This window comes from Aquabacterium sp. (genome assembly GCF_036279655.1).
GTDB lineage: Bacteria > Pseudomonadota > Gammaproteobacteria > Burkholderiales > Burkholderiaceae_C > Aquabacterium.
In genome coordinates, this window is record NZ_DASUIT010000060.1 from 1 (window position 1) to 21,641 (window position 21,641).

Here is a 21,641-nt window from a genome sequence, read left to right on the forward strand (position 1 = left end):
CCCAGGCGCTTGCCCGCGCCGGTCACCAGCACGACCCGATCCTGGGAAGAGGGAGAACTTGCAGCAGATGCAGACATGAGACTTTCTACAATGGGGCATGAACCGTCCACCCCTCTCCGACCACAGTGTAGTGTCCGCGCCTGTGTCCAGCGAGCCCCTGAGCCGTCTGATCGCCCATGAAATCCAGGAGCGCGGCGGCTGGCTGCGCTTCGATCGTTTCATGGAACTGGCGCTGTATGCCCCCGGCCTGGGCTACTACAGCGGAGGCCGCCGCGTGCTGGGTGCCCTGCCGCGGGACGGCAGCGACTTCGTCACTGCCCCCGAGCTGACCCCATTGTTTGGCGAAACCCTGGCCCATCAGGTCGAGCAGGCCCTGGAAGCCACGGGCACACGCGAGGTCTGGGAGTTTGGCGCGGGCACCGGTGCGCTGGCCGAACAGTTGCTGAGCAATCTGGGTGACCGCATCGATCGCTACACCATCGTCGATCTGTCGGGCACCCTGCGGGACCGCCAGCACCAGCGCCTGGTCAAGGCCCAGCCCGAGCTGGTGCACAAGGTCATCTGGGCCGACAGCCTGCCCGACACCTTCGAAGGCGTGGTCGTGGGCAATGAGGTGCTCGATGCCATGCCGGTGCAGCTGATGGTCTGGGACGGCCGCCACTGGCTGGAGCGCGGCGTGAGCGTGGATGCCAGCCAGCCCCTGGGCTTCGTGTGGGAGGACCGGCCGGCCGAGCCCGGTGCCCGGCCACCCACGGACCGGCCCGACGACGCCTTTGTCCCTGGCACCGTCACCGAAACCCATGCGCAGGCCGAAGCCTTTGTGGCCACACTGGCGCAGCGCATGACACGGGGCGCGGCCTTCTTCGTGGATTACGGCTTCCCCGAAGCGGAGTACTACCACCCGCAACGCACCGGAGGCACCCTGATGTGCCACCACCTGCACATGAGCGACCCCGACCCCTTGATCGGCGTGGGGCACAAGGACATCACCACACACGTGAACTTCACGGGCATTGCCCTGGCAGGCCAGGAGGCCGGCTGGGAGGTGCTGGGCTACACCAGCCAGGGGCGATTTCTGAGCAACTGCGGTCTGGCCGAAGCCCTGGCCGCGACCGGCCAGGCCAGCACCGCCGAGGAGCTCAGATCACGCGCGGCCATGCAGATGCTGGTGGCCGAGCATGAAATGGGCGAGTTGTTCAAGGTGATCGGATTCGTGAAGGGGCCCTGGTTCGACGCCCTGGGTTTCAGGCAGGGCGACCGCACCCACACGCTCTGACGAGCCCGGCGCTCAGGGCGAGCAGCTCAGCTCGCCGGGTTTGGGTGTGCAGGCTTCCTTGCGCTGCGCCCCCCCCTTGCCTTCGGTGGCCGCACGGCCTGTGCCGACTTCGCCGATCACCCCACCACGCACGCGGCCGGACACATTGGCCCCCTCGCCGGCCTGACTGGAGTCCTGCACGCAGTCCAGGCTGTTGGTCTTGGGCGTGCAGGCACCCGGTGTACGCAACACCCGCACCCCTTCGGACACCGCCGTGCCACTGCCCACCACGGTCACAGGCGTGGGCCGAGGCCGCACGGTGATGGCCGTGCTCAAGGGCTCGCGGGCCGCCGCCGTGGCCGCCGTCATGGGGGGCACCGCCTGGGGTTCAACCAGCGGCCGGACATCGTTGCCCGGCGCAGCCGTCTGCGCGGAGGCCGTCACAGCCAGGGTCGGCAACACGATGGCCAGCACATGCCACAGCTTGATCTTGTTCATTTCATGCTCCTCGTTGAGCGCTCAGAAGCGCTTGCTCAGCACCAGATTGACACGGGGCTCGTCGTCCTTCGGATCCGCCAGGGCATCGCCCTGACCGCGCCAGGCCAGGTCCATGCGCACGGAGAAGTTGCCCACGCGCTCCCAGATCATGCCGATCCCGGCCGCGCTGAGCCTGCCGGTGTTGTCCACGCCAAAGCTCTGCAGCGATTCGTCGTGGAAGAACTTGACGTGGGCCCAGTCGTAGAAGGCACTGAAGACCAGCTCGCGCGCGGTCTTGCCAAAGATCGACTCGGGCGGCAGCCAGCGCAACTCGGCATTGACCACGTGGGCCGTGTCGGCCGCAGCCTCGCCCGGCTCGAAGGCCCGCACCCCGGTCGGCCCACCGGCCGCATAACGCTCGGTGGCGTCCAGGCTGGTGCCTGACAGCTGAGCTTTGTAGCGGGCATAGAGCTGCAGGCGCCCCGGCACGATGCTTTGCAGGCGCGCCGCGCCCAGCGTCACCTTGTCAAAGCGCCGATCCAGGCCCAGGGGGTTGGCGCCCGCACCATAGTGCATGCGCCCCTGCAGGGCCTGCAACTCGAAGGTGTTGATGCCGCCGCCCAGCCAGGCGTCACGGGAGTCTCCCACCATGCCCAGGATCCAGTCACCGCTGCGCTTGCTCAGTGCCAGACCCGTCTGACGGTCATCAAAATCCTTGTGCTCGTAGCTGAGCAGACCAAAGAGGTTCAGGTTGCGCGAACGCACCAGGGGATACAAACCATAGGCGCCCGCCACATCCACGGTCCCGCGGTAGGCTGCGGGGAAGTCGAAGCGATCGACCGCATACTCGACGCGGGACAGCACCCCGCCCAGGCGCAGGCCCTGCGCGCCCACCGGCACCACATAGCCCAGGCTGCCCTGCTTGAGCCCACCCGTGTGCGAGGACAGCACCTGGGCCGTGAGCGCATCACCGACCTGCAGCACACCCGCGGTGGAGACCGCCGCGCTCACCCGGGCCAGGCCGGTGTAGCGGTTGCCCAGGGTGTCGGCCTCCAGGCGCCAGGCCCAGGCCGATTCCGCACGCGAACTCACGCGCAAGGCGGCAGTGCCCGGCTGGCGCCCCTCTTCCACCTCCACCTTGATGCTCAGCCCTCGCAGGTCATTGAGCAGCAGCACGGCACGCTCGACCTCATCGGTGCGCAGGATCTCGCCAGGCTTCAAGGAGGCGAGCTGGCGGGCGATCAGCGCGCGCTCGGCCTCGCTGGCCTCACCGCCGTCCCCCGCGATGTCGATGCGGTCCAGGCGACCTTCCAGGGCCTGCAGGCGCACCACCCCATCCTTGGGCTGCTGCTCGGGCACATAGGCAAAGCCCACGTAGTAGCCCAGCTCGCGCTGCATGTAGCGCGTCACGGCCGTGGCCGCGTTCATCACGTCTTCATAGCCCTTGCCGGTGCCGGTGTAGCGCGCCGTGACGGCGGCAATCGCCTCGGCCGAAGCTTCGGGCAGGCCATCGACCTGATAGGCCCGGATGTCCAGGCGCAGGTCTTCTTCGGGCTTGCCCAGCTCACGCGGCAGAACCTGCGCTGCGGGCTCGGAGGCCGCTTGCGCGACAGGGGCCGCCAGGGCCAGCAGACAGACCGTGGCCAGCCAGGTGGTCTTCCAATGCGATCGGATCACAAATCACCTCCACAACAGTGCAGACAAACTTCATTGTCATCCTGCCAACCGGTGGGATCCAGTTGTTTCACATCAAATGCGCAGCTTGTTACGTGTCTGACGCCCAAAGCCCTCAGTGCAGGCGGCGCCTGGGTGTCGCGCGATAATGACAGGATGCTGCAACAACGCACCCTCAAATCGCTGACCCGTGCCGTGGGCGTGGGCCTGCACAGCGGCCAGCGTGTCGAGCTGACGCTGCGCCCGGCACCGCCCAACACGGGCATCGTCTTTCGGCGGGTGGACCTGGCCGAGCCGGTCGACATCCCCGTCCGGACCGAAGCGGTCTGCGACACGCGCCTGGCCTCCACCCTGTCGCCCGGCGGCGATCCTGGCGCGCCCAAGGTGCACACGGTCGAGCACCTGATGTCGGCCTGCGCCGGCCTGGGTCTGGACAACCTCTACATCGACATCACCGCTGAAGAGGTCCCCATCCTCGACGGCTCGGCCGCGGCCTTTGTCTACCTGCTGCAAAGCGCGGGCATCGAGCTGCAAAAAGCGCCCAAGCGCTTCCTGCGCGTGCTCAAACCCATCGAGTACCGCGAGGGCGACGGTGCCTCGCTCAAATGGGCCCGCCTGGAGCCCTACCATGGCTACAAGCTGACCTTCGAGATCGACTTCGACCACCCCGCCGTGGACCAGACCGGCCAGCGCGTGGTGTTCGACTTCGGCTCGGGCCAGTACAAGCGCGACATCGCGCGGGCACGCACCTTCGGCTTCACCAAGGACGTGGAGATGATGCGCTCGCGGGGCCTGGGGCTGGGGGCCAGCATGGACAACGCCATCGTGGTGGACGACTACCGCGTGCTCAACATGGATGGCCTGCGTTATGACGACGAGTTCGTCAAGCACAAGATCCTGGATGCCATCGGCGACCTGTATGTGGTGGGCTACCCCCTGCTGGCCGCCTACAGCGCCTACAAGTCCGGCCACGCGATGAACAACAAGCTGCTGCGCGAATTGCTGGCCCACCCCGAGGCTTACGAGATCGTGACTTTCGAAGACGAAGCCAAGGCCCCGCGCGGCATGGCCGAACTGGCCCCGGCCTGGTGAGCACCCCATGGGCGCACTGATCCGATCCCTCTTCCTGCTGACCGTGCTGGCCTTTTTTGGCAGCCTCGCGATGCACCGCGTCACCGGGGACGCCGTCTGGCGCCGTCGGGCCATGGACATCCTGAAATGGGGCGTGGTGCTGGGCCTGCTGGGCTTTGGCGCCGTGATCCTGCGCCGGGCTGCCGTCTTCGTCTGAGCCGGCCAACAAAAAGGGCCTGCGGCGCAAGCCACAGGCCCTGAGGGCAGACCAGCCAGCGCCTGGCGCCGTGATCAGTTGTTGCTGAACTCCGTGAAGCAGGTCTGACCGTTGGTCGTGAACTGATCCTGAGGTGGCAAACCAAAATCCGACACCGACAGCAAGACGGCTGGCGATGTACAGGACGACGTGCCGTTGGGCAGCTTGGGACGACCCAGAGAGTTCACGCCCACATAGGGCAGGAAGGTGCCCGTGAACAGGTAGTCGACACCCGCCTGTGCATAGGGTGCTTGCACACCGGCCATCACCAGCGGGGTCTTCTGGGCATAGGAGTAGCCCAGACCCAGTTGCGCCAGACCGGAGCGAGGGCCGCCGACATAGGCCAGACGGACTCGGTCAAAGCTGAGGCCGCCTTGCAGGCCCAGGATCAGGTCGAGCTGAGCGCCCGACGACTTCTTGTTGGCCTTGGTCTTCAGCGAGCGGAAACCCAGCACCAGCTCAGGCGTCTTGGAGCCGAAGTTCCAGTTGATGCCCACGAAGAAGCTTTCGGTGCGGCGCTTGCCATTGATCACCGACGAGGTGAGCGTATCGCAGGTGCCGGACGATCCCTTGTTGACGGCGCAGAAATTGGGCGAGCCCGCGTGAGCCGAGGACATGCCGACGACACCGGCTAGCACAGCCGTAACCATTTGTGTCGAATACTTGAGAAGTTTCATACCGTACATCCGATCTGGACAATCAAAGAAACAGGGCGTCACGCCTTGCGCCGATCCACCCAACGATCCACCGCCCGCAAGGACAGCGCCTGGATCGTGAGGGAGGGCGACTCACCGCCCCCACTGCTGGGAAAAGCGCTGGCGTCACAGACAAGGAGATTGTCCCAACCGTGCACACGACCGTCACCCCCTAGAACCGATGTGGCCGGATCGCCACCCATTCGGCAGGTTCCGAACACGTGCGAGGAGCCAAAGGCATCGTAGGTCCCCCCCTCGGTCAGTAGCTCGGTCACACCGGCGGCCTTGAGCAGCTCCCGGCTGCGCTGCGCCATGAAGCGCAACCGGCGACAGGTCATCTCATCGACATACGAGTGGATGCGCGCCAGCGGCATGCCCTGGGCATCGCGTGCCTTGGGGTCCAGATCGATGAAGGAGCCTTTGTTCGGCAGGCTCTCGCCAATGGCCGACACGGCCAGCGCCTTGCCCACGGTCTCGCGCATCGTCCGCTTGTGCGACGCCCCCCAGCCCTTGACCGCACGCGTGGCATAGGCCACCGGGCCCGCGTAATCCGCATCCAGCGTGGCCGAGTAGAAGCGCGCGCCACCGACCACGCCAGGGATGGCATCGGGCCGGTTGAAATCCCAACTGATGGCATCGGCCGGCAGGCCGGCATAGCTGTCGAGCTGATCCGGGTGCAGGCCCACCGACATCCACCCCACCGTCTCCAGGAAATGACGACCGACCTGACCATGGTCATTGCCAATGCCCTTGGGCGCCCAGGGGGAGCGATTGGCCAGCAACAGGCGGGGGGTTTCGATGGCGCCACAGGCCAGCACCACGCACCGTGCCGAGGCCTGGTGCCGACGCCCCTGCGCATCCACCCACTCCACCCCGGTCACCTCGCGCAAACGGTTGTGGATCAGGCGCGTCACCTGCGCGCGTGCCTGGATCTCGCAGCGGCCGGTGGCCAGGGCCTTGGGGATGAAGGTCTGGTCCACCGAGCCCTTGTCGCGACGGGGGCAGCCACGCGCACAGCCCCCGCAGTAGTTGCAGGGCGGGCGGCCATCGTAGGCCTCGGACAAGGCGGCACGCGGGTTGACGCTCCAGCTCATGCCCAACTGGCGCGCGCCCTCGCCCAATTGCTGCGAGGCCGGGCAGAAACGGTGCGGCGGCAAAGGGTAGCCCTGACTGCGCCAGCGCCCGCTGGGATCCTGAGTGTTCGGGCCCAGCGGCCCCACATGGGCCCCGGCCACACCGATCAGACGCTCGACCTTCTGGTAGTAGGGCTCCAGCTCGGCGTAGGAGACAGGCCAGTCTGCGCCCACACCGAATCGTGTGGCCAGCCGCATGGCGTCGGGGTGCATGCGGTGGGCCTCACCGGTGTAGTGCAGGGTCGATCCCCCCACCCCACGCACATGCGAGTAGCCACTGGTGACCTTGCGATAGCTGGGCATCTCGGACGACACCTCGCCACGGAACCAGGTGCGCAGATCGCGCCACTGCGGATCGAGCTTCTGCATGGGCCCGAAGGTATAGCGCCCCTCACTGCCCGGCTTGACCGGGAAGTAACGCTGCTCCCAATCGGGTTTGTCCAGGCCATAGTCCTTGTCGGGATCAAACCAGGGGCCTGCTTCCAGCACCAGAACCTGGAGGCCCCGCATCGCAAAGGCCCAGGCCGCCGAGCCGCCACCGGCCCCCGAACCCACCACGATCACGTCATGCATCGCGTGACTCCTTGTGGCCACCCATGGCCCTGGGCTTGAGCACCCGGTCGATGGAGCGCCCGCCTGGCTGGGGTGGGCGCTCCAGCGGTGTGCCACGCATCGCCACCGGCTCCAGGTAGTACAGCTTCATGGCGTGATCACGCACCAACTCGAAAAACCGGCGCTGCGGCGCCTCCCAGGGCGCCTGCGACATCCACAGGACCAACTGCTCCCGTTCATCAGCGCCCAGCCCCCGGAAGCCCTCGGGGTGATATCGGTCCAGCCATTCACAGCCAAAGCGCACCAGTCGTGCGTAGTCATCGTCCTTGAGAACCTCCGACCACAGCCGCTTGTCGATCTGCAACTGCGTGGCCGACGGTGTGAGCTCATCGGCCGGAATGAGATGATCCAGCAGCGTCGGCCAGGCCGCCGGCATGCGCGTCGTGCGAGCCGCTCCGGACGAGCCCGGTCGTGCCGCCAGGGCGTCTCTCGATGCCAGCCAGGTCCACAACCCGGCTCCGGACAAGGCGGAGAGGAACCACCGGCGACGCCACGATCGCGTGAGACTTGACACAAGATGGAAGTTCATGGAGCCAGAGCCTAGCGCAATCTCGGGTAACCCCCTGTTCAAGGGGGGTGACGGGCACTGCATGATCCCAGGCGCAGCCGAGGCCACAAGCCTCCTGTCCATGACCATGACCTACGCCGATCTGCACCAACGCTCCCTGACCGACCGCGACGCCTTCTGGCGCGAACAATCCGCCCGCATCGACTGGCATCGGCGCCCCGAGCAGATCTGCGACACGAGCCACCCGCCCTTTGCACGCTGGTTCTCGGGCGGTCTGACCAATCTGTGCCACAACGCGGTCGACCGGCATGCGGGCACCCGCGGCCAGCAGGCCGCGCTGATCTATGTGTCCACCGAGACCGACACCGAGCAGGTCATCACCTTTGCCGAGTTGCACCAGGAGGTGCAGACCATGGCCGCCATGCTGCACAGCCTGGGCGTACGCCAGGGCGACCGGGTGCTGCTCTACATGCCCATGATCCCCGAGGCCGTGATCGCCATGCTGGCCACAGTGCGCCTGGGGGCCATCCACTCCGTGGTGTTCGGAGGCTTTGCCAGCACCTCCCTGGCCAGCCGCATCGACGATGCCCAGCCCAAGGTCATCGTCACTGCCGACGCCGGCTCGCGCGGCGGCAAAGTCATCCCCTACAAGCCCCTGCTGGACGAGGCCCTGCGCCAGGCCACCCATGCGGTGGACCATGTGCTGCTGGTGGACCGCAAGCTGGCGCCGGCCGACCGCCTGCCCCCGCGCGATGTCGACCACGCCAAACTGCGCGCCCAGCACCTGCAGGCCAAGGTGCCCTGCACCTGGGTCGATGCCACCCACCCCAGCTACATCCTCTACACCAGCGGCACCACCGGCAAGCCCAAGGGCGTGCAGCGCGACACGGGCGGTTATGCCGTGGCCTTGGCCGCGTCCATGGAGCACATCTACCAGGGCGAGCCCGGTGAGACCTTCCTGTGCGTGAGCGACATCGGCTGGGTGGTGGGGCACAGCTACATCGTCTACGGCCCGCTGATCACCGGCATGGCCACCATCATTTACGAGGGCCTGCCCACCCGCCCTGATGCCGCCATCTGGTGGTCGCTGGTCGAGAAGTACAAGGTCAGCGTGATGTTCTCATCGCCCACGGCCATCCGCGTGCTCAAGAAGCAGGACCCAGCCTGCCTGCAGCGCCACGATCTCTCCAGCCTGAAACACCTCTTCCTGGCGGGCGAACCCCTGGACGAACCCACGGGCCGCTGGATCAGCGAGGCCATCGGCAAGCCCATCATTGACAACTACTGGCAGACCGAGACCGGCTGGCCCATCCTGAGCGTGGCCCATGGCGTGCAGGCCGATCTGCCCACCAAGTTCGGCTCCCCTGGCCTGCCCATGCTGGGCTACGACGTGCGCCTGCTCGACGAGGCCACCGGCGACGAGATCACGGACCCGCAACACAAGGGTGTCGTGGCCATCCAGTACCCCTTGCCGCCCGGCTGCCTGCAGACCATCTGGGGAGATGACCAGCGCTTCATCAGCACCTACTGGAGCAGCTTCACCCGGCAGTACGCCTACAACACGTTCGATTGGGGCATCCGCGATGCCGAGGGCTACTACTTCATCCTGGGCCGCACCGACGATGTGATCAATGTGGCCGGGCACCGCCTGGGCACCCGCGAGATCGAAGAGGCCATCAGCGCCCACCCGGCCGTGGCCGAAGTGGCCGTCGTCGGTGTGGCCGACTCGCTCAAAGGCCAGGTGCCCATGGCCTTTGCCGTGCTCAAGAACGCCAGCACCATCGTCACCGTCGAGCAGCAACAGGCCCTGGAGGCCGATGTGATGCGCACGGTGGACCAGCAACTCGGTGCCGTGGGTCGCCCCGCCCGGGTGGTCTTCGTGAACGTGCTGCCCAAGACGCGCTCGGGCAAGCTGCTGCGCCGCGCCATCCAGGCCGTGTGCGAAGGACGCGATGCGGGCGATCTGACCACCATCGAAGACCCGACCGCGCTGGCGCAGTTGCAGGCTCAGCTCAAGCGCTGAGCCCCCCCCTGAACCGGGGCCCTGAGACCAAGGGGTGCGTTGCCCTCCGTCAACACCGACGCACCAACAAATGCTTACATTGCAACTCTTGAACAAATGATTCAAATAAGGGAGTTGCCATGTCCGTACTGTCGTCGGCCCGCATGGGCCTGTCCATCTTGTCCTTGAGCATCCTGGCCGCCTGCGGTGGCGGCGGAGACAGCGGCTCGGGCGCAGATGAATCCAGCATCACCGTGCATACCGCCACCAGCGCCACCAGCGCAGGCACCTATCGCTCAAGCTCGGTGGATGTGGTCACCGACAACACCGACCTTGGTCCTGCTGACTCGGTCGAGATCGACTTTGGCAGCTTCGAAGGCGGATCCTCAGCCATCCAGTCGGACAACGACATCTATCTCCTGGGATTCAGTGATGCATCGGGAGACTATGTGTGTGGCAGCCCCCTGGCCAGTGAGGTGCTGGATGCGCCTCCTTGCCCAGAAGGCACTGTCGTCGACACCGCACGACGCACCGCACGATTCACGAACGCCGTGCTGACTGATGTCGACAGCAGCAATACCGTGCGCATCAGCGGCACCTATCACTGGTAACCCAAGCAGCGAGGCCATGCACCTGCGCGTCAAAGCGCCACCTGGTGGATGGCCTCGCGCACGCGGGGATAAATCTCGTTCTGCCAGCGTCGGCCGCTGAACACGCCGTAGTGGCCCACTCCGGTCTGCACATGGTGGTTGCGCAGATAGGGCCGCACGCTGGTGCACAGATCCTGCGCAGCCACCGTCTGGCCCACGGCACAGATGTCGTCACGCTCGCCCTCGACCGTGAACAGGGCCGTCTTGCGGATGGCCCGCGGCTCCACCGCGGCCCCGCGCCAGGTCAGTACCCCACGGGGCAGGTCGTAGGTCTGGAAGACCTTGCCCACCGTTTCCAGGTAGAAGTCGGCGGGCAGATCGGCCACGGCAAAATATTCTTCGTAAAAGGCTTGCACGGACGCGGCCTTGTCGTGCTCACCGTGGCTGATGTGCTCGTGCAGGGTCCGAAAGGCCGTCAGGTGGCGCTCCATGTTCATGCTCATGAAGGCCGACAACTGCACAAAGCCCGGGTAGACCTTGCGCCCCGCGCCCCGCTGAGTCCAGGGCACGGTGTGAATCATGTTCTGCTCGAACCAGCTCAGGGGCTTGCTGGTGGCCAGCTCGTTCACCGCAGTGGGGTTGACACGGCAGTCGATGGGGCCGGCCATCAGCGTCAGGCTGCGAGGCTGCGCAGGATGGTTGTCCTGCGCCATGAGCGCCGTGGCGGCCAGGGAGGCCACGCAAGGCTGGCAGATCGCCATCAGGTGCACGCCCGGACCGATGCGGTCCATGAACCGAATCAAGTGATGGGTGTAGTCGTCCAGACCGAACACGCCATGTCGCAGGGGCACATCCCGGGCGTTGTGCCAGTCGGTGATGTAGACATCGTGGTCCTGCAGCAGGGTGCGGACGGTGTCGCGCAGCAAGGTGGCGAAATGCCCTGACATGGGCGCCACCAGCAGCACCGGGGGCTGGTCCATGACCCGGTCCTTGCGAAAGCGCAGCAAGGTCGCAAAGGGCGTGCTCATGACGCTCTCTTCGATGATGCCGCAGGTCTGCCCGCCAGACTGCACCGTTTCGATGCCGAAGGCCGGACGGGTGTGCGTCAGACGCCAACGGGAGAACACATCCACCGCGCCGGCCAGACGGCGGGCCAGCAAGCCACCGGCGGCCAGTTCGTGTGGTGTGGCCTGAGGCGGCCCGGACGGCAGCACCTGGTGCAGCCACTCGGCAGCCTGACGAGACATCAGGCGCAGAGGATCTGCCAGGTGCTGGTGAAGGTCATAGGTGGCGTAAAGCATGGTGTCCCCGGCAATGGCCGCAATGGACAGCACTCCGCAAGTTACGGGCCACCCGTGTGCCCCATCGGTGGCCAGCCACGCCTGGCACGTCGCTTGCGTGATGACAGACACCGCAGCCTCGCGCTGCTCACCTCCAGCGCCATGGCCACCACCCCAGCCTCGACCCCCACCGCCGCACGCAAGACTGGCAAGACTGGCGCGGCACCTGTGGCCACCTTGACCATCACCAGCAAGAACTACTCGTCCTGGTCACTGCGCGGCTGGCTGCTGGCGCGTTTTGCGGGCCTGGACTTCCAGGAGCGCGTGCTGCCGCCGGACGACCCCTCCACCCGCGCCGAGATCCTGCTGCTGTCCTCCTCCATCCGCGTGCCCAGCCTGGATCACCAGGGCGTGCGCGTCTGGGACACGCTGGCCATTGCCGAGTACCTCCACGAGGTCTTTCCCAAGGCGGGCCTGCTGCCTGCGGACATCCAGGCGCGCGCCCATTGCCGCGCAATCTGTGGCGAGATGCACTCGGGCTTCACGTCCCTGCGCTCGGCCCTGCCCATGAACCTGCGTGCCCACTTCCCCAAGTTCAAGGTGTGGTCGCGTGCGCAAGCCGACATCGACAGCGTCGCCGCGATCTGGCGCGAATGCCTGCAGACCTATGGCGGCCCGTATCTCTTCGGTGCCCGGCGCACCATGGCCGACGCCATGTACGCGCCGGTCTGCACCAGGCTGGCCACCTATGACGTCACGGTCGATCCGGTCTGCCAGGCCTACTGCGACACCATCCTCGGCCTGCCCGAGATGAAGGAATGGATGCAGGCCGCGCTGGTCGAGCCCATCGACATCGACGAACTCGACGTCGAATTCTGAGCGCATCCGGGCGTCGGTTCACGCCCCGCTGTCCACCCGTCGCAAAGCCCGGCACAATCACGCATTGACCAATACAGCGCGCTGCATCCCAGTGCCCGCCAACATGACCGCTGCCGCCGAACTGACCGACGCCGAGATCCACGAGATCGACGAACTCCTGGCCCTGGTGCCCGCCCCCTACGAAACCCTGGACGCGGTGATCCTGGACGGCTACCTCTGCGGCGTGCTGGTGCAGCCCGTGATCCTCACCCCCGAGGACTGGCTGCCCCCCATCTTCGGCACCGAGGGCATCCCCAAGCCCGGTGAGAACGGCTGGACCGAGAAGCAGCACAACCGCCTGATGACCCTGATCCAGCGCCGCTACGACGAGTTGCTGCGCGGCATCCTGGAAAACGGCTGGTTCGACCCGCTGGTGCCCCTGGTCGAAGACGAGGACGGCAAACCGCTGGAGGGCAAGGACGCCTTCGAGGGCCTGGGTTACTGGGTGGCCGGCTTTGAATGGGCCTTGGCCAACTTCCCGCAACTGGAAGAAGCCAGCCTGAGCGGCGTGCCCGACCTGCTGGACTCGCTGTGGCGCCATCTGCCCGATCAGGACGAAGTGCAGCAGCAGATGACCAAGGCCCTGGACGAAGAGCACCCCCTCAAGAACCTGGACGCCGCCATCGAAGCCCTGGTGTTCGACGTGGTGGACCTGGCCCAGATCGGCATTGCCGAGCGCCACAAGGTGACCACCGTGGTGCGCGATCAACCCAAGACGGGCCGCAACGACCCCTGCCCCTGCGGCAGCGGCAAGAAGTACAAGAACTGCCACGGAGCCAACTGAGATCGCCTGACGACCCGATGCGGTGCCCCTGATGCGCATCCAGATCTTCTCCGATCTCCACCTTGAGCGGTATCCGGACTTCCAGCCGCAGGTCGGCGAGGGGGTCGACGTGCTCGTCCTGGCGGGAGACATCGGCTCCTACCAGGCGGGCTCGCTCCTGCGCGACGAGGACTTCGGTCTGGCGCGGTTCTCCCCCCTGGGGGACGGTGCCCGTTGGCCCAGGGTGCTCTTTCTGCCGGGCAACCACGAGTTCGACGGCCTGGAGTTCGAGCCTGCCTGTGCGCGCTTGAAGGCCACCTGCGAGCGGCTGGGCATCACCTGGCTGGACCGCGAAGTCGTCACCCTCGGCGATGTGCGCTTTGTCGGCACCACGCTGTGGAGCGATTTTGAAGCGCTGGCCAGCGCCGAGTCCTCGACCACCCGGCAGATGCAGGCGCGGGACAAGGCCTTTCGCGCCGCCAACTACTACCTGCGCAAGAACACCACGCTCCTGAACGGCGAGCCCGTGCTGGCCGAGGCCATGCGGGACATGGCGCTGGATTGCCAGGCCTGGTTGCGTGAGGCCCTGACCCGGCCCTTTGAGGGCAGCACGGTGGCCGTGACCCATTTCGCACCCTCGCTGCGCAGCGCCGATCCCCGTTATGGCCTCACACCGGGCACGGCGGGCTTTTGCAACGCCCTGGACGATCTGCTGCCCTACGCGCAGCTCTGGATCCACGGCCACCTGCATTGCAACAACGACTACACCGTCTCGGGCGAGGTCGAGGGCCGTCCCTACGCCTGCCGCGTGGTGGCCAACCCCCTGGGATACCGCAGCAAAGGCGAGCAGGACACCTTCCTGAAAACCTTTGTCATCGACCTCCCTTCTCGCCCTGCATTAGGATGAACACTTCTGCCCCACCTCTGAGGAGTCAAGACCCATGAAGATTTTGCTGGCTGTCGATGGAAGCCCCTTCACCAAGCGCATGCTGGCCTGGCTGGCCACCCATGAAGAATGGCTGACGGCCCCGCACACCTACACGGTGCTGACCGTGACGGCCCCCATCCCGCCGCACGCCGCCTCGATGTTCCCGGCCGACGAGCTCAAGGCCTACTACAACGACGCGGGTGAAACCGTCTTCAAGCCCATCCGCAAGTTCACCGCCAAGCACGACCTGGCCACCAACTTCGTGCAGAAGGTGGGCCACGCACCGGAAGTCATCGCCAAGCTGGCCGACAAGGACAAATACGATCTGATCATCATGGGCTCGCACGGCCACGGCAACCTGATGAACCTGATCACCGGCTCGGTGGCCACCCAGGTCATGGCGCGTTGCAAGACCCCGGTGCTGCTAGTGCGTTAAGCTGGTCTCTAGCCTCTAGAATGTTTGCGCTCCCTGCCCGGAGCATCTCCTCCGGGCAGACTCTCTCGCCGCCATCGAGCGCAAGGTGATCCATGTCCGTGATCCGCATCCGCGGTGCCCGTCAGCACAACCTCAAGAACCTCGACCTCGACATCCGCACGGGTGAGTTGACCGTGGTGACCGGCCCCAGCGGCTCGGGCAAATCTTCCCTGGTGTTCGACACCCTCTATGCCGAGGGCCAGCGCCGCTACGTCGAGACCTTCAGCGCCTACGCCCGCCAGTTCCTGGACCGCATGGATCGCCCCGCGGTCGACCGTGTCGAAGGCGTGCCCCCCGCCATCGCCATCGACCAGACCAACCCGGTGCGCACCTCGCGCTCCACGGTCGGGACGATGACCGAGCTCAACGACCACCTCAAGCTGCTCTTTGCGCGCGCCGCCCAGTTGTTCGATCAGGACACCGGCCTGCTGGTGCGCGAGGACACGCCCACCTCGGTGTTCCAGGAACTGCTGCGCCGCTGTGCGGCCACCCCTGGCGGGCGCCGCGTGGTGGTCACCTTCGGGGCCGAACTGCCGGCCAACACCTCGCCCGAGCAGATGCAGGAATGGCTGTCGGTCAGCGGCTTCTCGCGCATCCAGGCCCAGCGCATCGTGCCCGCCGAGGGCGGCGAGCGCCTGGTGCTCGACGTCGCAGCCGATCGCTTCCGCATCGGTGCCGACCCCAGCGGTGCCGACCTGGACCGCCCCCGCGTCATGGAGGCCCTGGAAGTGGCCTTCAAGCGCGGCAGTGGCCACATCACGGTCTACGCCCTGCCCGAGGGCGAGGCCACCGATCCCGAGCTGTGGCGCTTCTCCAGCGGCCTGCACTGCCCGGACAGCGGGCGCCGCTACAGCGCCCCCACGCCGGGCATGTTCTCCTTCAACTCGGCGGCGGGTGCCTGCCCCACCTGCCGTGGTTTTGGCCGCGTCATCGGCGTGGACTGGGGCTTGGTCATCCCCGATGCCAAGAAGACCTTGCGCAGTGGCGCCATCAAGCCCCTGCAGACCCCCGCCTGGGCCGACTGCCAGAACGACCTGATCAAGTACGCGGGCGACGCCGCCATCCCGCGCGACACCGCCTGGTCGCAGATGAGTGCCGAGCAGCGCCACTGGGTCATCGAGGGCGATCCGGGCTGGAAGGGCAACTGGAACAAGCAGTGGTACGGCATCCGCCGCTTCTTCGAGTACCTGGAGAGCAAGGCCTACAAGATGCACATCCGGGTGCTGCTGTCCAAGTACCGCAGCTACACCCCCTGCCCGGCCTGCGATGGCGCCCGCCTGCAGACCGAATCCCTGCTGTGGCGTCTGGGCAGCCAGGACGATGCCAACGCCGTGCTGCCCCCAGCGCAACGCATGCTGCCCAAAGGGGCCGCCGTGCCGCGCGCCGTGCTGGAATCCCAGCCGGGCCTGAACCTGCACGACACCATGCTGCTGCCGATCAAGCAGTTGCAGCGCTTCTTTGCCTTCGTGACCCTGCCCACGGCCGGCCACGACGAAGCCCTGCAATTGCTGCTTGACGAGATCCGCACGCGCCTCAAATACCTGGTCGATGTGGGCCTGGGCTACCTCACGCTGGATCGGCAAAGCCGCACCCTGTCGGGCGGCGAGGTGCAGCGCATCAACCTGACCACGGCCCTGGGCACCTCGCTGGTCAACACCCTGTTCGTGCTGGACGAACCCAGCATCGGCCTGCATCCGCGCGACATGGACCGCATCAACGTGGCCATGCAGCGCCTGGTCGATGCCGGCAACACCCTGGTGGTGGTCGAACACGACCCCGCCGTGATGCTGGCCGCCGACCGGGTCATCGACATGGGCCCCGGCCCGGGCCACCAGGGCGGCCGCATCGTCTTCGATGGCACGCCTGAAGACCTCAAGCGTGCCGAAACGCTCACGGGGGCCTACCTGGGCGCCCGCCGCACCATCGGCATGGGCCAACGCCGCCCGGTGGCCGACAACACGCCCAAGCTGATCCTGCAAGGGGCCCGGCAGCACAACCTCAAGAACCTGGACATCGAGATCCCGCTGCAGCGCCTGGTCGGCGTGACCGGCGTGTCGGGCTCGGGCAAGTCCACTCTGGTGCAGGACATCCTGCACCCGGCCCTGCTGCGCCACTTCGGCCTGGCCACCGAGAGCCCGGGCGAGCACGATGATCTGCTGGGTGCCGACTGGCTCAGCGCGGTCAACTTCGTGGATCAGTCGCCCATCGGCAAGACGGCCCGCTCCAACCCTGCCAGCTATGTCGGCGCCTTCGATGCGGTGCGCACCCTGTTTGCGGTGACCCCCCTGGCGCGCGAGCGCAAGTACACGGCCGGTACCTTCAGCTTCAACGCCGGCACGGGGCGCTGCGCCACCTGCGGCGGCTCGGGCTTCGAGCACGTCGAGATGCAGTTCCTCAGCGACGTCTACCTGCGCTGCCCGGACTGCGACGGCACACGCTTCCGTGCCGAGGTGCGCGAGGTCACCATCGAGCGCCTCAACAAGAAGCTCAGCATCTCCGACGTGCTGGAGCTGACCGTGGCCGAGGCCGTGCGCCTGTTTGCACAGGACGTGGACGTGGTGCGCGCCCTGCAGCCCCTGGCCGATGTGGGCCTGGACTACGTCAAGCTGGGCCAGCCCGTGCCCACCCTGTCGGGCGGCGAGGCCCAGCGCCTCAAGCTCGCCGGACACCTGGTCGAAACCGCCGCCCAGGCCAGCAAGACCGGCCAGCGCGTGGCGCGCAAGGGCACGCTCTTCATGTTCGACGAGCCCACCACCGGCCTGCATTTTGACGACATCGCCAAGCTGATGCGGGCCTTCACCAAACTGCTCGATGCCGGCCACTCGATCCTGCTGATCGAACACAACCTGGATGTGATCCGCGCCTGCGACTGGTTGATCGAGCTGGGTCCCGAAGGGGGCGAAGAAGGCGGGCGACTGGTCGCCAGCGGCCCGCCCGAAGCCCTGCGCCTGGGCAGCACCCACACCGCCCTCGCCCTGCGCGAGTACGAACAGGCCCTGGGCCTGGCCGTGCCAGAACCCGACGCCGCCCTGAAGGTCGCCGAGCGCGCCGCCAGCTACGCGGTCGGCTCGGCCCGCGAGGACGACGGCCCCTCGCTGCAGGCCCTGGTCAAGGCCCGCCGCGACGAGCGCCGTGCCCGCGCCGCCAGCGCGCCTGGCCACGACAGCATCGAGGTCCTCAACGCCCACGAGAACAACCTCCAGGGCCTGAGCGTGCACATCCCGCGCGGCAAGTTCAACGTCATCACCGGCGTGTCGGGCTCGGGCAAATCCACCCTGGCCTTCGACATCCTCTTCAACGAAGGGCAGCGCCGCTACCTCGAATCGCTCAACGCCTACGCACGCAGCCTGGTGCAGCCCGCCGGTCGCCCCGAGGTCGATGCCGTGTATGGCATCCCGCCCACCGTGGCCATCGAGCAGCGACTCTCGCGCGGCGGCCGCAAGAGCACGGTGGGCACCACCACCGAGGTGCACCACTTCCTACGCCTGCTCTTCGTCAAGCTGGGCGTGCAGCATTGCCCCTGCTGTGTCGACAGCGAGGGCCAGCCCATCCCCGTGCTGCCGCAAACCCCCGAGGCCATCGCAGCCCAGTGGGTGCGCGACTACCGTGGTCAGCACATCGGCCTGATGGCGCCCCTGGTGATCAACCGCAAGGGCATCTACACCGAGCTGGCCAAATGGGCGGCCGGCAAGGGCTTCACCCACCTGCGCGTGGACGGCGAGTTCCTGCCCACCGCGGGCTGGGGCACGGCCAGCGGCCCCAAGCTTGACCGCTACCGCGAGCACACCATCGAGCTGCCCGTGGGCGATGTCGTCGTCACCCCCGAGAACGAAGGCCGCCTGCGTGAGCTGCTGGCCAGTGCGCTCGAACACGGCAAGGGCGTGGTCCATCTGATCTCCGGGCTCGATGGCCTGGCCGAGGCCCTGGCCACTGGCAAGTCCACCCTGCGCATGGGTCGCGTCAAGGTCTTCTCGACCGAGCGCTCCTGTCCCAGCTGCGGCACCAGCTTCCCCGAGCTGGACCCACGCCTGTTCTCCTACAACAGCAAGCATGGCTGGTGCCCCGACTGCGTGGGCACCGGTCTGGCCCTGACCCGCGATCAGCGCAAGGTGCTCGACGACTCGGTGCAGGACGACAACAAGGGGCGCGAGCAGACCTTTGCCGAGCCCGATGTCGACGACGTGACCGACGAGTCCTGCGGCACCTGCCATGGCGCCCGCCTCAACCCCATCGCCCGTTTCGTGCAACTGCGTGGCCAGGGCATCGCCACCTTGTCGGCCCTGTCCGTCAAAGACGCCCGCAAGTGGGCCGAAAAGCTCAAGCTCGACGGCCGCGAGGCCACCATCGCCCGCGACATCGTCAGCGAGATCAAGAGCCGCCTGAGCTTCATGGAGCAGGTGGGTCTGGGCTACCTCAGCCTCGACCGCGCCGCACCCACCCTGTCGGGTGGCGAAGCCCAGCGCATCCGTCTGGCCGCGCAACTGGGCTCCAATCTGCAAGGGGTCTGCTACATCCTCGATGAGCCCACCATCGGACTGCACCCGCGCGACAACCAGTTGCTGCTCGATGCCCTGCACACCCTGGGGGCCGAGGGCAACACCCTGGTGGTGGTCGAGCACGACGAGGACACCATCCGCCGCGCCGAGCACATCATCGACATCGGCCCCGGGGCCGGTGTGCGGGGTGGCACCGTGGTGGCCGAAGGTACCGTGGCCGACATCATGGCCAGTGCGGACTCGGTCACCGGCCGCTGCCTGCGCAGCCCCATGACGCACCCGCAAGGCGATCGGCGCGCGGTCGACGCACACACCCCTGGCCTGAACATCCACAAGGCCCGCCTGCACAATCTGCGCGAGGTGAGCGTGCAGGTGCCCCTCAAGCGCCTGGTGGCCGTCACCGGCGTGTCGGGTTCGGGCAAGTCCACCCTGGCCCGCGACGTGCTGCTGGCCAATGTGCAGGCCGCGGTCAGCATCCCGCCCAAGGCCCGTGCCACGCAGCAACCCCAGTGGATCGGCTGCGACGGCATCGACGGCTGGGGCGGCGTGGACCGCGTACTGGAGGTCGACCAGACCCCCATCGGCAAGACCCCACGCTCCTGCCCGGCCACCTACATCGGCTTCTGGGACACCATCCGCAAGCTCTTTGCCGACACGCTGGAATCCCGCGCGCGCGGCTGGGCCGCCGGCCGTTTCAGCTTCAACACCGGCGCGGGCCGTTGCCCGGACTGCGAAGGCCAGGGCATCCGCACCATCGAGATGGCCTTCCTGCCCGATGTGAAGGTGCACTGCGACACCTGCAATGGCATGCGCTTCAACGCCGAGACCCTGGCCGCCACCTGGCGCGGCAAGCACATCGGCGATGTGCTCAAGATGGAGGTCGACGAAGCGGTCGAGTTCTTCGCCTCCATGCCCTCCATCGCCCACCCGCTCAAGCTGCTGCAGGACGTGGGCCTGGGCTACCTGACCCTGGGCCAGCCCTCGCCGACCCTGTCGGGCGGTGAAGCCCAGCGCATCAAGCTGGTCAGCGAGCTCACCAAGGTGCGCGACGAGGTCGGCAAGCGCGGCCAGAAGGCCCCCCACACGCTGTATGTGCTGGACGAACCCACCGTGGGCCTGCATCTGGCCGATGTGGCCAAGCTCATCCGCGTGCTGCACCGCCTGGTCGAAGGTGGCCACAGCGTGGTCGTCATCGAGCACGATCTGGACGTCATCGCCGAGGCCGACTGGGTCATCGACATGGGCCCCGAAGGGGGCACGGGCGGTGGCAAGGTGTCTGCCGAGGGCACGCCCGAGCATGTCATCCGCAAGGGCACCCACACGGGCAAGGCCCTGGCGGGCGTGATGAACCGCGCCACCGCTCCGCAGGCCTAAGGCGCTGCTGACGGCGCCTTAGCTTCCACCCGGTTGCGGCCAGCGCGCTTGCCCTCGTAGAGCGCACTGTCGGCCCGGGCGATGGCCTCGTCGACCGATTCGCCCGCCTGCATCATGGCCACCCCGATGGTCACCTGGATCGTCAGCACGACACCGTTGTGCTCGATGCGCAATTGCTCGACGGCCGCACGCAGGCGCTCGGCCACCATCTGCGCGTGCGCCAGATCGGCATCGGGCAACACGGCCAGGAACTCCTCGCCGCCCCAGCGCGCCACATGGTCATTGCTGCGCACACCTTGCGCCAGGACCGCACTGACCGCCTGCAGCACGGCGTCTCCGGCCTCATGCCCATGCTCATCGTTGACGCGTTTGAAGTGGTCCAGATCGCACAGCAGGAATGACAAGGGGTGGCCGCCACGCACAGCGCGGCTGTGCTCCCGGAGCGTCACATCGTCAATGGCACGCCGGTTGTGCAACTGCGTGAGGGGGTCGGTGGCCGCCATGGCGCGCAACTGGGCTTCCACTTCATTGATCAACTGAAAGTAGTAGGCCGCCAGGAACAGCAGGATCACCATCACACCCAGCACATTGAAGTAGTGCAGACCGTCGAGCACCACCCCGGGCAGCGCATGGGGCGGCACGCGGTGGCGCAACTGGATGTCCATGGCCAGATAAGAGAGCATCGCCAGCAGGACCACGCCCGCACGCAGCCACACAGGCCGGATGGCACTGACCGTCGCCACCGGGATGACCAGCAGGATGTAGTAGTGAAAGCCGCTCTCCCACCCGATCACGACCACCGCCAGCAGGGCGTGCCCCATCACCTCGCTCACGGTCGAAAACCAGGCGCGGAGGATGTGCCCTCGCCGAGCCCAGAAGAACACGCACACGTAGAGCAGGACGCTGCCCACATTGACATAGGCCAGTGGCTCCACCTCCGCCCAGAAGAACAGGCCGCAGAACGCCAGATGGGTGATCCCGGCGATCACGGCGATGCCTTGAAGCAAGGCGCCGAATTCGGCTTGCCGAGAGTCCTGAAGTGTTCCGACCAAGGGCGACGAAGGCACCATCGCTTCGGGTCGCGTCAGCTTGTCAAAGAGGGTCGCCAGAGTCGTCGCCATGCCTGAGGATGTG

At 66.9% G+C, this 21,641-nt stretch carries 17 protein-coding genes; 10 read left to right on the plus strand and 7 right to left on the minus strand.

Going from position 1 to position 21,641, the window contains the following annotated elements; translation table 11 throughout:
• Positions 1 to 97 precede the first annotated feature (97 nt).
• A complete protein-coding gene (locus VFW84_RS06830) occupies positions 98 to 1,276 on the plus strand; it encodes a class I SAM-dependent methyltransferase (protein WP_329679695.1) in 1,179 nt (392 codons plus the stop codon).
• Between the two features lie 12 nt (positions 1,277 to 1,288).
• On the opposite strand, the gene VFW84_RS06835 is transcribed toward VFW84_RS06830, so the two are convergent.
• A complete protein-coding gene (locus tag VFW84_RS06835) occupies positions 1,289 to 1,753 on the minus strand; it encodes a hypothetical protein (RefSeq protein WP_329679696.1) in 465 nt (154 codons plus the stop codon).
• Between the two features lie 21 nt (positions 1,754 to 1,774).
• Complete coding sequence (locus VFW84_RS06840; protein ID WP_329679697.1) at positions 1,775 to 3,409, minus strand: ShlB/FhaC/HecB family hemolysin secretion/activation protein; 1,635 nt, start codon at positions 3,407 to 3,409, stop codon at positions 1,775 to 1,777.
• A 153-nt stretch (positions 3,410 to 3,562) separates the two neighbouring features.
• On the opposite strand from VFW84_RS06840, the gene lpxC reads away from it, so the two are divergent.
• Both lpxC and VFW84_RS06850 read left to right on the plus strand, forming a co-directional pair.
• Entirely contained in the window at positions 3,563 to 4,498 is a 936-nt protein-coding gene (gene lpxC, locus VFW84_RS06845) for a UDP-3-O-acyl-N-acetylglucosamine deacetylase (protein WP_329679698.1), read from the plus strand.
• Between the two features lie 7 nt (positions 4,499 to 4,505).
• Positions 4,506 to 4,694: a hypothetical protein gene (locus tag VFW84_RS06850; RefSeq protein ID WP_329679699.1), complete on the plus strand. Its 189-nt coding sequence runs from the start codon at positions 4,506 to 4,508 to the stop codon at positions 4,692 to 4,694.
• Between the two features lie 74 nt (positions 4,695 to 4,768).
• Here the strand turns inward: VFW84_RS06850 and VFW84_RS06855 are convergent, their stop codons facing one another.
• The 3 genes from VFW84_RS06855 to VFW84_RS06865 all read right to left on the minus strand — a co-directional run bounded on the left by VFW84_RS06855 (position 4,769) and on the right by VFW84_RS06865 (position 7,624).
• On the minus strand, positions 4,769 to 5,350 hold the full coding sequence (locus tag VFW84_RS06855; protein ID WP_329679700.1) for a hypothetical protein: 582 nt from the start codon (positions 5,348 to 5,350) through the stop codon (positions 4,769 to 4,771).
• Positions 5,351 to 5,448: 98 nt separating this feature from the next.
• Positions 5,449 to 7,134, minus strand: a complete 1,686-nt coding sequence (locus tag VFW84_RS06860) for a GMC family oxidoreductase (protein ID WP_329679701.1) — start codon at positions 7,132 to 7,134, stop codon at positions 5,449 to 5,451.
• Positions 7,127 to 7,624 (minus strand): gluconate 2-dehydrogenase subunit 3 family protein, encoded by a 498-nt coding sequence (locus tag VFW84_RS06865; protein ID WP_329679702.1) that lies wholly within the window; start codon positions 7,622 to 7,624, stop codon positions 7,127 to 7,129. Before VFW84_RS06865 ends, VFW84_RS06860 begins: the two co-directional genes overlap by 8 nt.
• Positions 7,625 to 7,802: 178 nt before the next feature.
• Here VFW84_RS06865 and VFW84_RS06870 point away from each other — a divergent pair, with 178 nt between their 5' ends.
• Entirely contained in the window at positions 7,803 to 9,704 is a 1,902-nt protein-coding gene (locus VFW84_RS06870; protein WP_329679703.1) for a propionate--CoA ligase, read from the plus strand.
• A gap of 119 nt (positions 9,705 to 9,823) precedes the next feature.
• Positions 9,824 to 10,294 carry a hypothetical protein gene (locus VFW84_RS06875; protein WP_329679704.1) on the plus strand — a complete coding sequence of 157 codons (471 nt, stop codon included), beginning with the start codon at positions 9,824 to 9,826 and terminating at the stop codon, positions 10,292 to 10,294.
• A 29-nt stretch (positions 10,295 to 10,323) separates the two neighbouring features.
• Here the strand turns inward: VFW84_RS06875 and VFW84_RS06880 are convergent, their stop codons facing one another.
• Complete coding sequence (locus tag VFW84_RS06880) at positions 10,324 to 11,574, minus strand: polyhydroxyalkanoate depolymerase (RefSeq protein WP_329679705.1); 1,251 nt, start codon at positions 11,572 to 11,574, stop codon at positions 10,324 to 10,326.
• 141 nt (positions 11,575 to 11,715) lie between these two features.
• Here VFW84_RS06880 and VFW84_RS06885 point away from each other — a divergent pair, with 141 nt between their 5' ends.
• The 5 genes from VFW84_RS06885 to uvrA all read left to right on the plus strand — a co-directional run bounded on the left by VFW84_RS06885 (position 11,716) and on the right by uvrA (position 20,507).
• The gene (locus VFW84_RS06885) at positions 11,716 to 12,432 is read left to right on the plus strand and encodes a glutathione S-transferase family protein (protein ID WP_329679706.1); all 717 of its coding nucleotides are present in this window, start codon (positions 11,716 to 11,718) and stop codon (positions 12,430 to 12,432) included.
• Between the two features lie 103 nt (positions 12,433 to 12,535).
• On the plus strand, positions 12,536 to 13,255 hold the full coding sequence (locus tag VFW84_RS06890; RefSeq protein WP_329679707.1) for a UPF0149 family protein: 720 nt from the start codon (positions 12,536 to 12,538) through the stop codon (positions 13,253 to 13,255).
• Positions 13,256 to 13,286: 31 nt separating this feature from the next.
• Entirely contained in the window at positions 13,287 to 14,141 is an 855-nt protein-coding gene (locus tag VFW84_RS06895; RefSeq protein WP_329679708.1) for a metallophosphoesterase, read from the plus strand.
• Between the two features lie 34 nt (positions 14,142 to 14,175).
• The gene (locus tag VFW84_RS06900; protein ID WP_329679709.1) at positions 14,176 to 14,598 is read left to right on the plus strand and encodes a universal stress protein; all 423 of its coding nucleotides are present in this window, start codon (positions 14,176 to 14,178) and stop codon (positions 14,596 to 14,598) included.
• 92 nt (positions 14,599 to 14,690) lie between these two features.
• Positions 14,691 to 20,507: an excinuclease ABC subunit UvrA gene (gene uvrA, locus VFW84_RS06905; RefSeq protein WP_329679710.1), complete on the plus strand. Its 5,817-nt coding sequence runs from the start codon at positions 14,691 to 14,693 to the stop codon at positions 20,505 to 20,507.
• Here the strand turns inward: uvrA and VFW84_RS06910 are convergent.
• Positions 20,504 to 21,628: a GGDEF domain-containing protein gene (locus tag VFW84_RS06910; RefSeq protein WP_329679711.1), complete on the minus strand. Its 1,125-nt coding sequence runs from the start codon at positions 21,626 to 21,628 to the stop codon at positions 20,504 to 20,506. The two genes, uvrA and VFW84_RS06910, sit on opposite strands and share 4 nt — an antisense overlap.
• Positions 21,629 to 21,641 lie beyond the last annotated feature (13 nt).

Bases quoted from the DNA above. Each gene is read 5' to 3' on its own strand.
- uvrA (WP_329679710.1), top strand. From the start codon at position 14,691: ATGTCCGTGATCCGCATCCGCGGTGCCCGTCAGCACAACCTCAAGAAC.
- VFW84_RS06885 (WP_329679706.1), top strand. From the start codon at position 11,716: ATGGCCACCACCCCAGCCTCGACCCCCACCGCCGCACGCAAGACTGGC.
- VFW84_RS06870 (WP_329679703.1), top strand. From the start codon at position 7,803: ATGACCATGACCTACGCCGATCTGCACCAACGCTCCCTGACCGACCGC.
- VFW84_RS06855 (WP_329679700.1), bottom strand. From the start codon at position 5,350: ATGTCCTCGGCTCACGCGGGCTCGCCCAATTTCTGCGCCGTCAACAAG.
- VFW84_RS06875 (WP_329679704.1), top strand. From the start codon at position 9,824: ATGTCCGTACTGTCGTCGGCCCGCATGGGCCTGTCCATCTTGTCCTTG.
- VFW84_RS06890 (WP_329679707.1), top strand. From the start codon at position 12,536: ATGACCGCTGCCGCCGAACTGACCGACGCCGAGATCCACGAGATCGAC.
- VFW84_RS06830 (WP_329679695.1), top strand. From the start codon at position 98: ATGAACCGTCCACCCCTCTCCGACCACAGTGTAGTGTCCGCGCCTGTG.
- VFW84_RS06860 (WP_329679701.1), bottom strand. From the start codon at position 7,134: ATGCATGACGTGATCGTGGTGGGTTCGGGGGCCGGTGGCGGCTCGGCG.
- VFW84_RS06900 (WP_329679709.1), top strand. From the start codon at position 14,176: ATGAAGATTTTGCTGGCTGTCGATGGAAGCCCCTTCACCAAGCGCATG.
- VFW84_RS06910 (WP_329679711.1), bottom strand. From the start codon at position 21,628: ATGGCGACGACTCTGGCGACCCTCTTTGACAAGCTGACGCGACCCGAA.
- VFW84_RS06895 (WP_329679708.1), top strand. From the start codon at position 13,287: ATGCGCATCCAGATCTTCTCCGATCTCCACCTTGAGCGGTATCCGGAC.
- VFW84_RS06850 (WP_329679699.1), top strand. From the start codon at position 4,506: ATGGGCGCACTGATCCGATCCCTCTTCCTGCTGACCGTGCTGGCCTTT.
- VFW84_RS06880 (WP_329679705.1), bottom strand. From the start codon at position 11,574: ATGCTTTACGCCACCTATGACCTTCACCAGCACCTGGCAGATCCTCTG.
- VFW84_RS06835 (WP_329679696.1), bottom strand. From the start codon at position 1,753: ATGAACAAGATCAAGCTGTGGCATGTGCTGGCCATCGTGTTGCCGACC.
- lpxC (WP_329679698.1), top strand. From the start codon at position 3,563: ATGCTGCAACAACGCACCCTCAAATCGCTGACCCGTGCCGTGGGCGTG.